Annotated in this window: 9 protein-coding genes, 1 tRNA gene and 3 rRNA genes; 3 read left to right on the top strand and 10 right to left on the bottom strand. The window is 68.0% G+C overall.

The genetic code is table 11. The features are described 5' to 3' along the window. Positions 1–9: 9 nt before the first annotated feature. The 4 genes from MTO91_RS07115 to MTO91_RS07100 form a co-directional block, all read right to left on the bottom strand. On the bottom strand, positions 10–552 hold the full coding sequence (locus tag MTO91_RS07115) for a single-stranded DNA-binding protein (RefSeq protein ID WP_476654104.1): 543 nt from the start codon (positions 550–552) through the stop codon (positions 10–12). A gap of 866 nt (positions 553–1,418) precedes the next feature. After that, a 5S ribosomal RNA gene (gene rrf, locus MTO91_RS07110) occupies positions 1,419–1,535 on the bottom strand. 143 nt (positions 1,536–1,678) lie between these two features. Next, positions 1,679–4,761 (bottom strand): 23S ribosomal RNA (locus tag MTO91_RS07105). A 324-nt stretch (positions 4,762–5,085) separates the two neighbouring features. After that, positions 5,086–6,605 (bottom strand): 16S ribosomal RNA (locus MTO91_RS07100). The 16S, 23S and 5S rRNA genes sit together here, the layout of an rRNA operon. A 1,051-nt stretch (positions 6,606–7,656) precedes the next feature. Between MTO91_RS07100 and MTO91_RS07095 the strand changes: the two genes are divergently transcribed. Beyond that, positions 7,657–7,962, top strand: a complete 306-nt coding sequence (locus MTO91_RS07095; RefSeq protein WP_405418724.1) for a hypothetical protein — start codon at positions 7,657–7,659, stop codon at positions 7,960–7,962. A gap of 3 nt (positions 7,963–7,965) precedes the next feature. On the opposite strand, the gene MTO91_RS07090 is transcribed toward MTO91_RS07095, so the two are convergent. After that, entirely contained in the window at positions 7,966–8,769 is an 804-nt protein-coding gene (locus MTO91_RS07090; protein ID WP_251786930.1) for a PP2C family protein-serine/threonine phosphatase, read from the bottom strand. A 192-nt stretch (positions 8,770–8,961) separates the two neighbouring features. Here MTO91_RS07090 and MTO91_RS07085 point away from each other — a divergent pair. Continuing rightward, positions 8,962–9,035, top strand: a tRNA-Arg gene (locus MTO91_RS07085). A gap of 65 nt (positions 9,036–9,100) precedes the next feature. On the opposite strand, the gene MTO91_RS07080 is transcribed toward MTO91_RS07085, so the two are convergent. Genes MTO91_RS07080 through MTO91_RS07070 form a run of 3 tightly spaced genes read right to left on the bottom strand, consistent with a single transcriptional unit; the run spans position 9,101 to position 11,295 of the window. After that, positions 9,101–9,922, bottom strand: coding sequence for a family 1 encapsulin nanocompartment shell protein (locus MTO91_RS07080; RefSeq protein WP_139282934.1), 822 nt, complete (start codon positions 9,920–9,922; stop codon positions 9,101–9,103). Between the two features lie 2 nt (positions 9,923–9,924). Next, a complete protein-coding gene (locus MTO91_RS07075; protein WP_208822666.1) occupies positions 9,925–10,497 on the bottom strand; it encodes a hemerythrin domain-containing protein in 573 nt (190 codons plus the stop codon). A gap of 9 nt (positions 10,498–10,506) precedes the next feature. Beyond that, complete coding sequence (locus MTO91_RS07070) at positions 10,507–11,295, bottom strand: serine/threonine-protein kinase (RefSeq protein WP_476654103.1); 789 nt, start codon at positions 11,293–11,295, stop codon at positions 10,507–10,509. Between the two features lie 420 nt (positions 11,296–11,715). On the opposite strand from MTO91_RS07070, the gene MTO91_RS07065 reads away from it, so the two are divergent. Continuing rightward, positions 11,716–12,528 (top strand): LmeA family phospholipid-binding protein, encoded by an 813-nt coding sequence (locus MTO91_RS07065; RefSeq protein WP_476654102.1) that lies wholly within the window; start codon positions 11,716–11,718, stop codon positions 12,526–12,528. A 10-nt stretch (positions 12,529–12,538) separates the two neighbouring features. Here MTO91_RS07065 and MTO91_RS07060 read toward each other — a convergent pair whose 3' ends face one another. Then, complete coding sequence (locus tag MTO91_RS07060; RefSeq protein WP_476654101.1) at positions 12,539–14,038, bottom strand: FAD-dependent oxidoreductase; 1,500 nt, start codon at positions 14,036–14,038, stop codon at positions 12,539–12,541. Positions 14,039–14,051: 13 nt separating this feature from the next. After that, on the bottom strand, positions 14,052–14,996 hold the full coding sequence (locus MTO91_RS07055; RefSeq protein ID WP_476654100.1) for an AurF N-oxygenase family protein: 945 nt from the start codon (positions 14,994–14,996) through the stop codon (positions 14,052–14,054). Positions 14,997–15,032 lie beyond the last annotated feature (36 nt).

The raw sequence follows: 15,032 nt of genomic DNA, 5'->3' as shown, positions 1-15,032 counted from the left end.
CGGGCCCGCTCAGCCGCTCGAGGCCGGTGCGGTCGCCAGCCTCGCGAGCTCGTCGAGCTCCGCGCTCTCGGCCTCGTCCGAGGCGTCGTCGTACCCGTCGTGGTCCGGCTCCTCCACGGGCGGGGCGCCCCACCGCGTCGCGGCGTCGTCGGTGTCCCGGGCCTGCGGCACCGACGGACCCTGTGACACCGACGGACGAGGCGCGACGGCCGCCGGGGAGAAGCGGATGTCGAGTCCGACGCTGGACGGCTCGATCCGGATGCTCTGCCGCACGTTGCCCTCCCGGCCTGTCCACTCCTCGACGTACATCCGGCCGATGACGATGACGCGGTGTCCCTTCTCGAACGTCCGCACCGCGTGCTCGGCCAGGGTCCGCCAGCACGTCACCGTGTAGTAGGTGCACGCGACGTCGTGCCACTGCTCGGTCATCGGGTCCTTGCGACGGTGGTTGACCGCGACCGTCAGGTCCGTGACCGGGATGCTGTTGGCGGTGTAGCGCAGGACGGGGGTGCGGGTCAGGTTGCCGACGATGGTGGCGGTGTTGTCGCTCATCGGATCCTCCGGGGCTCTGGGGTGCGTTGTCCCCATGAGCTTCACCCGCCGACGCCCCGTCGACGCGGTCGCTTCAGAGCCTGTGGACAACCGTGCCCGTTGGGGATGACCGGCCGTTCCGACCCGGTCCGGCGACGACGACTGTCGGTCGGGTGTGCTTCCCCCACCCCGACGTGTCCGTCCCCGTGGCCGGCGTCCCGGGGCGGTGACACCGCGGCCGCACGGCCCGCGTCGTCACCTCACCTGTCCCCTGCCGACCGGAGACGGACCCCGCTGCTTGATCGGAGCGGTCCCCATCGCCCGCCCGACGCCTCCTGCTCCCTCACGCACCGGACGCGGGCTCTCGATCGCACGGCATCGAACGCCCGGCGATCAGCGGGACGCCCCGACACGGTCCGCCGTAGGCCGCATGCCGTGGATGTCACGGACGCCGGTGGGGGTCCCGTGCGGCCGCCACGAGCCGGGCGCCGCACCCGATGAACGTGCCCGGCAGCGCCCGACGGGCCCCGCGACGCACACAACACTGTCCGGGCACCGTGACGACCGAGCCGTTCGGCACGCCGCACCGGGGACCCCACGTCGCTCATGTTTCTGTGACCTCGCAGGCCCTGCAGAGGGTGCGAGGTCACAGGAAGGGGTGCGAGGTGCGGCCGACCGGCAGGACGGGCCCGAGATGCGACTCCCGACTCCGCCGGGGGAGCGGCACGCCCCTGACCAGCGACCCCAGGGGGACCCGCACCAGTGCTCGGGATCGGACACCCCGATACCCGACCCGGGCCGGGTATCACGCATCGGACCGAGAAACGGTCCGGAAACGAGAAATGCCCCGGACTCGAAAGTCCGGGGCATCTCCCATGAAAGTTGAATGTCGGCGACGACCTACTCTCCCACACCCTGGCGAGTGCAGTACCATCGGCGCTGGAAGGCTTAGCTACCGGGTTCGGAATGGGACCGGGCGTTTCCCTACCGCAATGACCACCGACAACACTATCCAACTATCACCCCACCCCCCAGAAAAACCCGAGAGACGGGGGTCGAGCACACCAACCGACCCCACGATCCCCGGATCACCGGGAACATGGACGGTTGTGGACTCAGGGTCACACAGTGGATGCGAACAACTCGTTGTGGCAAGCCCTCGGCCTATTAGTACCGGTCAACTCCACCCCTCACAGGGCTTCCATCTCCGGCCTATCAACCCAGTCATCTACTGGGAGCCTTACCCACTCGAAGGTGGTGGGAGACCTCATCTTGGAACAGGCTTCCCGCTTAGATGCCTTCAGCGGTTATCCCTCCCGAACATAGCCAACCAGCCGTGCCCCTGGCGGGACAACTGGCACACCAGAGGTTCGTCCGTCCCGGTCCTCTCGTACTAGGGACAGCCTTCCTCAAGTCTCCAACGCGCGCGGCGGATAGGGACCGAACTGTCTCACGACGTTCTAAACCCAGCTCGCGTACCGCTTTAATGGGCGAACAGCCCAACCCTTGGGACCTACTCCAGCCCCAGGATGCGACGAGCCGACATCGAGGTGCCAAACCATGCCGTCGATATGGACTCTTGGGCAAGATCAGCCTGTTATCCCCGGGGTACCTTTTATCCGTTGAGCGACACCCCTTCCACAAGGTGGTGCCGGATCACTAGTCCCGACTTTCGTCCCTGCTCGACCCGTCAGTCTCACAGTCAAGCTCCCTTGTGCACTTACACTCAACACCTGATTGCCAACCAGGCTGAGGGAACCTTTGGGCGCCTCCGTTACTCTTTGGGAGGCAACCGCCCCAGTTAAACTACCCACCAGGCACTGTCCCTGAACCAGATCATGGCCCGAGGTTAAGACACCCAATTCGACCAGAGTGGTATTTCAACAACGACTCCACCACCACTGGCGTGGCGATTTCACAGTCTCCCACCTATCCTACACAAGCCGAACCGAGCACCAATACCAAGCTATAGTAAAGGTCCCGGGGTCTTTCCGTCCTGCCGCGCGTAACGAGCATCTTTACTCGTAGTGCAATTTCGCCGAGTCTGTGGTCGAGACAGCGCCCAAGTCGTTACGCCATTCGTGCAGGTCGGAACTTACCCGACAAGGAATTTCGCTACCTTAGGATGGTTATAGTTACCACCGCCGTTTACTGGCGCTTAAATTCTCCGCTTCGCCCCGAAGAGCTAACAGGTCCTCTTAACGTTCCAGCACCGGGCAGGCGTCAGTCCGTATACATCGTCTTGCGACTTCGCACGGACCTGTGTTTTTAGTAAACAGTCGCTTGGGCCTGGTCTCTGCGACCGGCCGTCCCTAGCCCGCAAGGAGCCTCAAGACAACCGGCCCTCCTTCTCCCGAAGTTACGGAGGTATTTTGCCGAATTCCTTAACCACAGTTCGCTCGATCGCCTCGGTATTCTCTACCTGACCACCTGTGTCGGTTTGGGGTACGGGCCGCAACAGCACTCGCTAGAGGCTTTTCTCGACAGCATGGGATCACCCTCTTCGCCTCAATCGGCTACGCATCACCTCTCACCCTTAAATGAGCCCCGGATTTACCTAGGACTCGGGCTACAGGCTTACACCACGACAACCACCGCGTGGCGGAGCTACCCTCCTGCGTCACCCCATCACTTGCCTACTACCAGATCGGATCCCACGCTCCCCCACAAACAACACTCCCGAAGGAACGAAGGTGGGTTCGGATGGTTAGCATCACCAGCCTCGGCATGGACGCACTATCACGAGCACGGGAATATCAACCCGTTGTCCATCGACTACGCCTGACGGCCTCGCCTTAGGTCCCGGCTCACCCTGGGCGGAACAACCTGGCCCAGGAACCCTTGGTCATCCGGCGGCAGAGATTCTCACTCTGCATTCGCTACTCATGCCTGCATTCTCACTCCCACACCCTCCACCCGTAAATCACTCCCGGGCTTCACCAGATGCAGGACGCTCCCCTACCCAACAACACCTAAGTGTCATTGCCACGGCTTCGGCGGTGCGCTTGAGCCCCGCTACATTGTCGGCGCAGGACCACTTGACCAGTGAGCTATTACGCACTCTTTCAAGGGTGGCTGCTTCTAAGCCAACCTCCTGGTTGTCCGGGCGATCCCACATCCTTTCCCACTTAGCGCACGCTTAGGGGCCTTAGCCGGTGATCTGGGCTGTTTCCCTCTCGACCACGAAGCTTATCCCCCGCAGTCTCACTGCCGCGCTCTCACTCACCGGCATTCGGAGTTTGGCTGACTTCGGTAAGCTTGTCGGCCCCCTAGGCCATCCAGTGCTCTACCTCCGGTGAGAAACACACGACGCTGCACCTAAATGCATTTCGGGGAGAACCAGCTATCACGAAGTTTGATTGGCCTTTCACCCCTACCCACAGCTCATCCCCCAGGTTTTCAACCCTGGTGGGTTCGGGCCTCCACGACGTCTTACCGACGCTTCACCCTGGCCATGGGTAGATCACTCCGCTTCGGGTCTACACCCCGCGACTCAGACGCCCTATTCGGACTCGCTTTCGCTACGGCTACCCCACACAGGTTAACCTCGCCACGAAGCATAACTCGCAGGCTCATTCTTCAAAAGGCACGCCATCACCCCGAAAGGCTCTGACGGCTTGTAAGCACACGGTTTCAGGTACTATTTCACTCCCCTCCCGGGGTACTTTTCACCTTTCCCTCACGGTACTTGTCCGCTATCGGTCATCAGGTAGTATTTAGGCTTGACGGGTGGTCCCGCCAGATTCACAGCGAATTTCACGGGCTCGCTGCTACTCGAGAACACGCCCACAACAGAACCCAGTGTTTTCGCGTACGGGGCTATCACCCACTACGGCCGACCATCCCAGAGTCGTTCCGCTAACACAGGCACTTGCTGTCCCACCCTCGGCAGAAGATGAACGACACGTCTCACAACCCCGCACCCGCAACGCCTGCCGGCTTGACACGGACACGGTTTAGCCTCTTCCGCTTTCGCTCGCCACTACTCACGGAATCACTATTGTTTTCTCTTCCTGTGGGTACTGAGATGTTTCACTTCCCCACGTTCCCTCCACGCACCCTATGAATTCAGGTACGGGTAACGCCCCATGACGGGCGCTGGGTTTCCCCATTCGGACACCCTCGGATCACAGCTCGGTTGACAGCTCCCCGAGGCCTATCGCGGCCTCCCACGTCCTTCATCGGCTCCTGATGCCCAGGCATCCACCATGTGCTCTTAACAACTTGACCACAACAAGATGCTCGCATCCACTATGCAACACTCAACCCACAACCACACCAGACCAAGAAACAACCACCACCCACACACGCAGGCGTTAGGAAGCTCTCAACCAGAGCGGCCAAAGAAAACAACCCCAGCTCCGAAGAACCACAGGATGTCCTCTCAGGACCCAACAGTGTGCCAAGCCAAACGGTCCGACGTACTGCGTTCCACCCAACGCACCCGACCCACGAACGAGGCCGCAAATGCGATTCAATGAAGGAACCACAGACTCACCATGAGCACAACTCACAGAGCATCGTGGCGCCCCATCACATGATGGGACTCCTTAGAAAGGAGGTGATCCAGCCGCACCTTCCGGTACGGCTACCTTGTTACGACTTCGTCCCAATCGCCAGTCCCACCTTCGACAGCTCCCTCCACAAGGGTTGGGCCGCCGGCTTCGGGTGTTACCAACTTTCGTGACGTGACGGGCGGTGTGTACAAGGCCCGGGAACGTATTCACCGCAGCGTTGCTGATCTGCGATTACTAGCGACTCCAACTTCACGGGGTCGAGTTGCAGACCCCGATCCGAACTGAGACTCACTTTAAGGGATTCGCTCCACCTCACGGTCTCGCAGCCCTCTGTATGAGCCATTGTAGCATGTGTGAAGCCCTGGACATAAGGGGCATGATGACTTGACGTCATCCCCACCTTCCTCCGAGTTGACCCCGGCAGTCTCCCATGAGTCCCCACCATTACGTGCTGGCAACATGGAACAAGGGTTGCGCTCGTTGCGGGACTTAACCCAACATCTCACGACACGAGCTGACGACAGCCATGCACCACCTGCACACCAACCACAAGGGAAGCCCTATCTCTAGGGATGTCTGGTGCATGTCAAACCCAGGTAAGGTTCTTCGCGTTGCATCGAATTAATCCACATGCTCCGCCGCTTGTGCGGGCCCCCGTCAATTCCTTTGAGTTTTAGCCTTGCGGCCGTACTCCCCAGGCGGGGCGCTTAATGCGTTAGCTGCGGCACAGAAACCGTGGAATGGTCCCCACACCTAGCGCCCAACGTTTACGGCGTGGACTACCAGGGTATCTAATCCTGTTCGCTCCCCACGCTTTCGCTCCTCAGCGTCAGTATCGGCCCAGAGACCCGCCTTCGCCACCGGTGTTCCTCCTGATATCTGCGCATTTCACCGCTACACCAGGAATTCCAGTCTCCCCTGCCGAACTCAAGTGATGCCCGTATCGACCGCACGCTCAGAGTTAAGCCCCAAGTTTTCACGGCCGACGCGACACACCGCCTACGAGCTCTTTACGCCCAATAATTCCGGACAACGCTCGCACCCTACGTGTTACCGCGGCTGCTGGCACGTAGTTGGCCGGTGCTTCTTCTCCAGGTACCGTCAATCGCTCTTCGTCCCTGGCGAAAGAGGTTTACAACCCGAAGGCCGTCATCCCCCACGCGGCGTCGCTGCGTCAGGCTTCCGCCCATTGCGCAATATTCCCCACTGCTGCCTCCCGTAGGAGTCTGGGCCGTGTCTCAGTCCCAGTGTGGCCGGTCGCCCTCTCAGGCCGGCTACCCGTCACCGCCTTGGTAGGCCATCACCCCACCAACAAGCTGATAGGCCGCGGGCCCATCCCCCACCGAAAAAACTTTCCACCACCAACCATGCGATCAGTGGTCCTATCCGGTATTAGACCCAGTTTCCCGGGCTTATCCCAGAGTGGAGGGCAGGTCACCCACGTGTTACTCACCCGTTCGCCGCTCGTGTACCCCCGAAAGGGCCTTACCGCTCGACTTGCATGTGTTAAGCACGCCGCCAGCGTTCGTCCTGAGCCAGGATCAAACTCTCCAACAAAACCCTGACTTGCAACAAACAACTAGCCACAACACCCGACGGGATCGAATGCTGCAACCAAACAAACAATTTGGCACAAAACGCCAAACCGAATCAAAATAGCTCGACACACTGTTGAGTTCTCAAAAGACACCCGCACCGCACTCACCCACCCCCCAACAAGGAAGCAGGATCCTGAAGACGGATCGCCTTGACCCACCAAGACAATCACACCGAGAAACTCGATGAACCACCGGGGGTCACTGTCCGCGGGGCCTGTTGACCGGGCCTCAGGGCCCGTTCTGTCCGGCTCACTCGCTGACAGGAAGAAAGTTACGGCATGGCATTCGGGCACGTCAAACCGGGGTCGGAAACCCGCGCTGACCTGGGCGAACCCGCCTCCGGGCCGCACAGCACCACGGTCGAGCCCGACCCTGTCGAGCGACGAACGGTCGCCCTGACGAGCTCACTCCGGATACTGGTTGACCAGCGCCGATCGCGCAAGTGGAAGCTCACGACGGCGTCCGGAACCGGTGCTCCACCCGTCGTTCGTCCCGCGTCCGCCTGCCCGCCAACAAGTTTCAGAATTTTTTTCGACCGTCCGTCGCGGCGTCCGGCCGCGACGAGCGGTCGGCAGGCGGGGGCTCCTCCCCGACGGAGACCGGTCGGGGCAGGTGATCACGATCGTCGTCCGCGGTCGGCCGTTCGTCGTGGTGGCTGGTGGGAGCCGTCCGTCGGCACGCGAGACTCGGCGCGTGCACCCCGACGGAGACGTCCTCCCGCCCGTCCTGCACCGGCTGCGTGCCGGCGCGGAGCTCACCGCGGCGGCCTGGTGCCGTACCCCGGGTGCGACGAGCCGGGTACGGGCGACCGTCGTCGCCGGGCGGCTGGTGGTGGAGGCGGGGGACAGCGAGCCCCTGTGGATCACATCCTCGGCCGTGGCGCTCCCGCTGCGGACGCGGTCGGTGGACCGGGTCGCCGTGCCGATGCTGCTCCCCCCCTCCGGGACATCGACGGTCTCTTCGCGGAGCTGCGGCGGGTACTCGCCCCTCACGGGCTCATCTCGGTCCTGGTGCCGGCGCCCCGGTCGTTCGGCTGGGGTGGGGGCGCGCTGCGGAAGGCGGTGCGTGACGCGTGGCGGCACCGGTCGGCCGTCGAACACCCGGAATGGCTCGCGGCCGCCGCGGACTTCGCCGTACTCGCCGACGACCGTCTCGACTTCACCCTCGACGGGGTCGAGGCGTCGAAGGGTGCGGACGAGCTGTGCGCGGCCGGCGTCTACCCGCCCGATCTGCCGGAGCGGGCCCGGGCGGACCTCGCGGCGCACCGTTCGGCGGTCCGCACGGTGCGGCTGCGCCGGGTGGTGGCCCGGCGCTGAGCGTCAGTCCGCGGTGGCGATCTCGGCGACGGCCCCGGCGATCCGCAGGTCCTGACCCGGGCCGTCGAGGTCGTCGATCTCCACGACGTCGGCGACGATCGCGGTGATGTTGTCGGGCCCGCCGCCCTCGTTGGCGAGTGCGATGAGCCGGGTGACGACCTGGTCCGGCTCGGCGCCGGAGGCGAGCTCGCGGTGCAGGGCGTCGTCGTCGAGCACCGCGGTGACGCCGTCCGAGCAGAGCAGATAGCGGTCCCCGGCGAGGATGTCGACGCGGTCGAGGTCCGGGTCCGGCGCGTGGTCGGTGCTCAGCGCACGCATCAGGACGGACCGGCGCGGGTGGTGCGCCGCCTCCTCCAGGGTGATCTGACCCTGGTCGACGAGCTGCTGGACCATCGTGTGGTCGTGGGTGAGACGGCTCAGCTCGCCACCCCGCAGCAGGTAGATGCGCGAGTCGCCGATGTGGGCGAGCGCGAGCTGGTCACCGGTGAGGAGCAGCGAGACGACGGTCGTGCCCATCCCCCGCATCTCCGGCTCGTCCGCGGCGCGGCGGGCCAGCCGGTCCGTGGCGTCGTTGAGTGCCTCGGTCAGCTCGGCGGCAAGATCGATGTCGCTGAGGTCCTGCGGGAGGCGGGCCTCCAGCTCGGTGAACACCGACACCGTCGTCGCACTCGCGATCTCGCCATGGGCGTGACCGCCCATCCCGTCGGCCACGATCAGCAGTCGGCCGGTCGTCGCTCCGGAGTCCTGGTTCGACGTCCGGCGACGGCCCACATCCGACCCGAGCGCGGATCGCAGTCCCAGCACCATGGGGACAGTATGGACGTCACGGTCCGTCAGCGTCGCAGGCGAGGCCCGTTCGGCGTGTGCTTCAACCGGTCGGATGGCACTCCGCCCAGCACACGGGCCGGATCGGGTGGTTCGTGACGGCGGTGCCGCAGCCGTGATCGCTTGCCCTCCTCGCTACGGTGGGAGCGCACCGGACGAGGTCCGGGGCGGCCGGCCCTCGTAGCTCAGCTGGATAGAGCAAGAGCCTTCTAATCTCTAGGTCGCAGGTTCGAGTCCTGCCGGGGGCACACTATCCGCACACGACTGTGCCCCGCCGGATCACGACGGGGCACGGCCGGTGGCGGGTCGCGGGTCAGCGCAGGCGCACGCTCGCGTCCGGCTCGACGGCGCGGAAGGTGAAGCTCTCCTCCAGGTAGAGGTGCACCTCGCGCGCGTCGTGGTCGGAGTAGCCGATCGCCAGGTCCTGGCCGACGTCGAGCAGGAAGTCCCCGCCGCGCTGGCTGACGACCACGGCCCCGTCGAGGCCGTGGGCGCGCAGGATCTGCCCGCCGAGGATGCGGCTCAGGTGTTCGAACAGCGGGTAGCCGCCGTGCTCGGCGGTCTCCACGATGCGGGTGTAGCCCTCGGGCGCGATCGCCATCGCGTAGGGGCCCTCGATGCCGTTGCGGCGCAGCTGGTCCACCGCACGGGCGACGGCGCCGGGGTAGGTGTCGGGGTTGTCGCCCAGGGCCACGGTGTCGTAGGGCGAGACGTCCGCGATGCCGGCGAAGCCGGCCTCCGGCCAGCCGTGGAAGATCGCGCGGTTCTCGATCGCGGCGGCCGCGCGCGCGGCGCGGGCGAGGTCGTCGAACTCCGGGTCCTGCGCGCCGCGCTGCAGGTCGTCGATCTCGTCGCGGGACACCGTGAACGGGACCCGGAACTCGGCGAGCGGCTGCACCCGGCGCAGGCGGGCCGTGATGCCGTCGACGGCGACGCCCGGCGGCGGCCCGTCGAGCCGCTGTGAGCGACCGAGGTCGACCGACGACGTCTGCCAGCCCGCGGTCCCGGTCCAGTCGGCGAGGCGGCGCCCGGCCAGGAGCGGGGTCAGGCGCTCGCGCGCCTCGTCGTCGACGGCCTTCCAGGCGGTCGTGGGGATGGGTGCCTTCTCCCGCAGGAGGTGGTCGTGCACGGCCACGTCTACTTCCCCTTCAGACTGCCGATGCCGAGCCCGTCACGGGTCGGGTCGGACGGGTCGATCTCGGCCCGGACCTCGTCGACGTAGGCCTCGGGGTCCTTGTCGGAGTTGTCGAGGCCCGCGGTGGTGGGGTGGGCGTCGAGGAACTCGGCGAACTGCCGGCCGAGCGACTCGCGCAGGCCGGTGGTGGCGTTCAGGCGGAAGTTGGCGAGGCCCTCGTTCTCCTCCTCGCCCATGTGCTCGTCGTTGGCGCGGCGGGCGGCCCACACGCCCTCCCACCACTGGCCGCTGCCGACCGGGCTGCGCTCGGCCTGCGCGACGCCGTCGCGGATCTCGTTGTGGTCCCCGATGGCGTCGAGCGTCTCGTCCTCCGGGTCCTCCCCGTGCGCGAGGAGCTGCGGGTAGAAGATCTTCTCCTCGGCGAGGGCGTGCACGTCGAGGCGCGCGGCGAGCGGCTCCCAGAGGCGGGCGAGCTCACGGGGGTCGGAGTCGCGGGCCTGGAGCTCGTCCAGCGCGGCGAACTGTCGGCGGAACCAGGCGTGGTCGTCGAGGATCAAGGTGGTGATGTCCGGCACCCGCGCAGGCTACGACGATCCGGACCCACCGTCTCCCCGGAGTTCCGGCGGTCGTCGGGGGTACCGGAGGCCGACGGCGAGGTCGGCGACGGCCGGCCGGTCCCCCGGGTGCCGGCTGGTCGAGTCGGACAACGCCCGGTGCAGCCGGGCCGGCAGCTCGTCCGGGACACGCGGTGGCCGGTGCAGCCGGGCGACGGCGGACTCCACCGTGGTCCCCGGGTACTCCCGCTCTCCGGTGAGCGCCTCGAGCAGGACCAGGCCGAGAGCGTGCACGTCCGCGGCGGGCCCGACGGTCGCACCGGCGACCTGCTCGGGCGCGAGGTAGGCCGCGGTCCCCAGGACGGCGTCGGTCCGGGTCAGCACGGAGTGGCCCAGCACGCGGGCGATGCCGAAGTCGGTGAGCCGCGCCCGGCCGGTGTCGGAACAGAGCAGGATGTTGGCGGGCTTCACGTCGCGGTGCACCACCCCACGGCTGTGCAGGTGCGCGAGCCCCGACGCGATGTCGGCGCCGATCGCGACGGCCCGCTCGACCGGCAGCGGGCCACGGGCCAGCCGGGCCGCGAGCGTCTCCCCCTCGACGAGCTCGGCCACCAGGAAGGGTCGGCCGCGGTCGACTCCCCCGCCCAGCAGCCGCACCAGGCCCGGATGGTCCAGGTGGGCCATGGTCCGCAGCTCACGGCACTGCCGGTCCACGCCGTCGGCGTCGTGGCGGTCGAGGAACAGCTTGACCGCGACCACCCGGTCCTCGTGCGGGTCCCACGCCCGGTACACCGTCGCCCGTCGACCCGATACCGACATGGGTCGCCAGGATGTAGCGGCCGGCGATCACGTCGGTCTCCGGGACGGGAGAGCGCATCACTGCCATGACAGACGGTGCCGACACCACCTGTGCACCTGTGCAGACCGGAGCCCGTCGATCACTCTCACGAGCGTCCGTAAACAACCCGATGAGGCCATTCCCGGGACCCGGAAGGCCTTGCGGGACAGCGGAAGGACGACGGTCCCCCCGCGCTCCGCCGGGGTGGCCCGCCGTCCGCGACCGGACGACCGGGGGCGGCCGGCGGTGCCGGTGCGCCGGCGCCGCGCGACCGCCGTCGCGCCACCGGCCGACCACGCCGTGCGGGTCGTCGCACACCCCGGCCGCGGCCGGGCGGGTCGCCGCCGGGCCTGCGAGGCTCGGACCGACCCCGTCCACCGTCCGAGGGAGCCCCCAGCGCCATGGCAGTCGAGACGCCGGCCGGGGTCTCCGCGGCGTCGGCCCTGCTGGACGCGGGCACGGCGCCCGGGTCGGCGCTGCTGCTGCGCGCGCTGCTGGAAGCCGCGCGGCTGCGCTACGTCGGACGCCCGACCACGCTGCGTTCCCGCGGGTCGGAGGTACGGCTGGTGCCGACGGCCGTCACGTCGTCGGGGCTCGGTGCCCGGGCGCTGACGACCGGGCGGTTCGCCACGGTCACCCTGGCCGCGCGCGACGTCGTCCGGTCCGGCCTCGCGCTGCGCGGGCTCACCGTGACCGCCGCCGACGTGCGGCTGCGCCCCGGGCTCGCCCCGGAGCTGGTGGCCGGTCCGGTGGAGATCGAGGCCGAGCTCGACCCGGACTGGGTCGCCGGGCGGCTGCGCGAGCACGTGCCGCAGGTCGAGGTGGGTGTCGACGCCGACGGCGTCGCCCGGGCCCGGCTGCGTCGCCGTCCCGGGCTCGGGGCCGCCGACCTCGCCGTGTCGGTGGACGGGCACACCCTGTCCTGGAAGGTCACCGGCCTGACCGTCGCCGGGCGGTGGATGGGGCCACCCCGGTCGGCGGACACCCGTCGCTCGGTGCGGGCGGTGGTCGACCGCAGCCCGCTGGCGGCGATCCGCTCGGGCCGGGTCGAGCTGCCCGGGCTGCCCGGTGCGCTGCGGCTGCACGGGATCGACCTGGCTCCCGGGCGGATCCTGGTGCGCGCCGGGCTCGACGGGTGGCGCCGCACCGTCCCGCTCGCACGGATCGACGACGTGCTGCGCGGCGCGCTGTCCCTGCTGGACCTGAGCCGCTGACCAGGGGCGGTCAGCTCCGGCGGAGCCGCCGGGTGATGGCGCCCAGGCGCGAGGCCGGGCGGCGCGACGGGAGCCGGCCGGCGACGGCGTCGTCGAGCAGGGACCCGACGGTCTCGGCCGCGCAGGTGCGGTTGGTGCCGATCCCCCCGGACGGGCCCCGCTTGATCCAGCCGACGACGTAGTGGCCGGGACGGCCCTCGACGCGGCCCGCGTCGTGCGGGACGACGCCGCGGTCGTCGTCGAAGGGCAGGCCGGCGACCGGGCGGCCTCGGTGCCCGACGGCGCGCACGACCAGGTCGGCCGGGATGTCGGTCCCGTCGGCGGTGTGCACCCCGCGGGCCCGGGTGGTGCCGTCGACCCGTTCGGGCGCCGAGTGGAACCGGAACACCACCCGCGGGCGCTCCGCGGGCACCGACCAGTCGATCTTCTCCCGGCGGGCGCCGCGCAGCAGCGCGTGCGACGGGGACGCGGCGGGGCCGTCGAGGGACTCGGCGATGCGGGGGTCGTGCTCGTCGACCACGACCTCGACCGTGCTGCGGCCCAGCAGCTCGCGCAGCTCCGGCGCGGTCGCGGCGACCGCTTCCGGGCCACGGCGGGCGAGCAGCACGACCTCGGTGATCGCACCGGTGCGCAGGGCGGCCAGCGCGGCAGGATCGATCGGGGTGCCCTCCAGGTCCGCGGCGGGCGCGGTGAGGACCCGGGCGACGTCGATCGCGACGTTGCCGGTGCCGACCACGACGACCCGTCCCGCCGCGGTGTCCACGGCGTCACGCGGCACGTCGGGGTGGCCGTTGTACCAGCCCACGACGGTGTCGGCGGCGATGCTGCCGACTCGCCCCTCCCCCGGCAGGCCCAGGTCGCGCGGCACGGGCGCCCCGACGGCCCAGATGACGGCGTCGTGGCGCTGCGCGAGCTCGTCGGCGGTGACGTCGCGGCCGACCTCGGTACCCAGGCGCATCCGCACCCGCGGGTGGGTGTGGAAGCGGGCGAAGGACTCCCCGATCCCCTTCGTCGACGGGTGGTCGGGCGCGACCCCGAACCGCACCAGCCCGCCCGCGACGTCGAGCCGGTCGTAGAGCGTGACCGTCGACGAGGTGTGCAGGAGCAGGTCCTGGGCGGCGTACATCCCGGCGGGCCCGGTCCCGACGACGGCGACGTCGAGCGGGGCCATGTCCGCGGGCAGCGACCGCGTGAACCTGAGCGGGTACCACTGGTGGAACAGCGGGGAGTCGTCCTCCAGCTTCCCGGCGACCGGCTTGCCCTCGTAGTAGTCCGCGTTGACCTCTGCGTACCCGGCGAGCGACGCGCTCAGCCTCTCCACCGGGAAGATCGCGTCGACCGGGCAGGCGTCGGCACACGCCCCGCAGTCGATGCACGCCCGCGGGTCGATGTAGAGCATGTCGGTCGTGGCGAAGTCCGCCTCGTCGGGCGTCGGGTGGATGCAGTTGACCGGGCAGGCCGCCACGCAGGACGCGTCGGTGCAGCAGGTCTGGGTGATCGCGAAGGGCACGGCCGGCTCCGGGTCAGATCAGGTTCGCGCGACGGTAGAAGTACAGCGCGGGCCTGGTCAGCAGGCCGCAGGATCCCAGGAACTCCATGAGCCCGGCGCAGGAGGAGCGCAGCAGCGCCTTGTGGTGCTCGTTGGCGGCCGCCTCGCGCAGGGCCCGCCGGGTGTCGAGGCCGACGTTGGCGTAGACCTCCTCGTTCCACATGCTGGTCACGATGAAGTACGCGGCCATCGCGACGGCCAGCGCCTGCCAGTGACGACGGACAGGGCCGGCGCCGCGCAGGTTCTCCTTGGTCTCCTCGCGGGCGAACTTCATGTGCCGCGACTCCTCCACCACGTGGATGTTGGAGATGGTCCGCACGAACGGGGCGACCCGCTCGTCGCGCATCCAGTCGCGCTGCATGACGTCGAGGACCTCCTCGGCGACCAGGATGGAGGCGTAGGCGGCCTCGCCCCGCCAGGTGGCGGCGCAGAAGCGGCCGAGCGCGACCGTGGAGCGCTTCGGGACGTACGCGGGGGCCCCGAGCTTCGCCGAACCGCGGGCGAACATGATCGAGTGCCGGCACTCGTCGGCGATCTCGGTCAGGGCCCACTGGAACGACGGGTCGGTCGGGTCCTTGGCGTAGAAGTCCCGCAGGACCAGCTGCTGCAGGATCATCTCGAACCAGATGCCGGTGGAGGCGACCGAGGCGGCCTCGTGGCGGGTCAGCTCCTTGCGCTTCGCCTCGGACAGCCCCGCCCAGTAGTCGGTGCCGTAGAGGCTGCTCCACTCCGGGCTCATGCCGTGGTCGTCGGGGTTCAGCGGGGTCTCCCAGTCGACCTGGGTGGACGGGTCGAACGACAGCTCCGCGGACGAGCGCAGGAGACGCTCGGCGGTGTCGTGACGCTCGGCGGTGTGCCGGTCCGCTGCGTGCCGGACGTCCCCGGCCTCGAGCCCGTGCTCCGGAACGGTGGCGGTCATGTCGACTCCTCGCAGACAACGACGTCAGTGCTGTAA

Source organism: Pseudonocardia sp. 2-7, from assembly GCF_056341085.1.
This window is presented reverse-complemented; position numbering and strand designations above follow the sequence as displayed.

Coding starts and splice junctions, on each gene's coding strand:
- MTO91_RS07065 (WP_476654102.1), top strand. CDS start 11,716: ATGGCAGTCGAGACGCCGGCCGGGGTCTCCGCGGCGTCGGCCCTGCTG.
- MTO91_RS07090 (WP_251786930.1), bottom strand. CDS start 8,769: ATGGTGCTGGGACTGCGATCCGCGCTCGGGTCGGATGTGGGCCGTCGC.
- MTO91_RS07070 (WP_476654103.1), bottom strand. CDS start 11,295: ATGTCGGTATCGGGTCGACGGGCGACGGTGTACCGGGCGTGGGACCCG.
- MTO91_RS07115 (WP_476654104.1), bottom strand. CDS start 552: ATGAGCGACAACACCGCCACCATCGTCGGCAACCTGACCCGCACCCCC.
- MTO91_RS07055 (WP_476654100.1), bottom strand. CDS start 14,996: ATGACCGCCACCGTTCCGGAGCACGGGCTCGAGGCCGGGGACGTCCGG.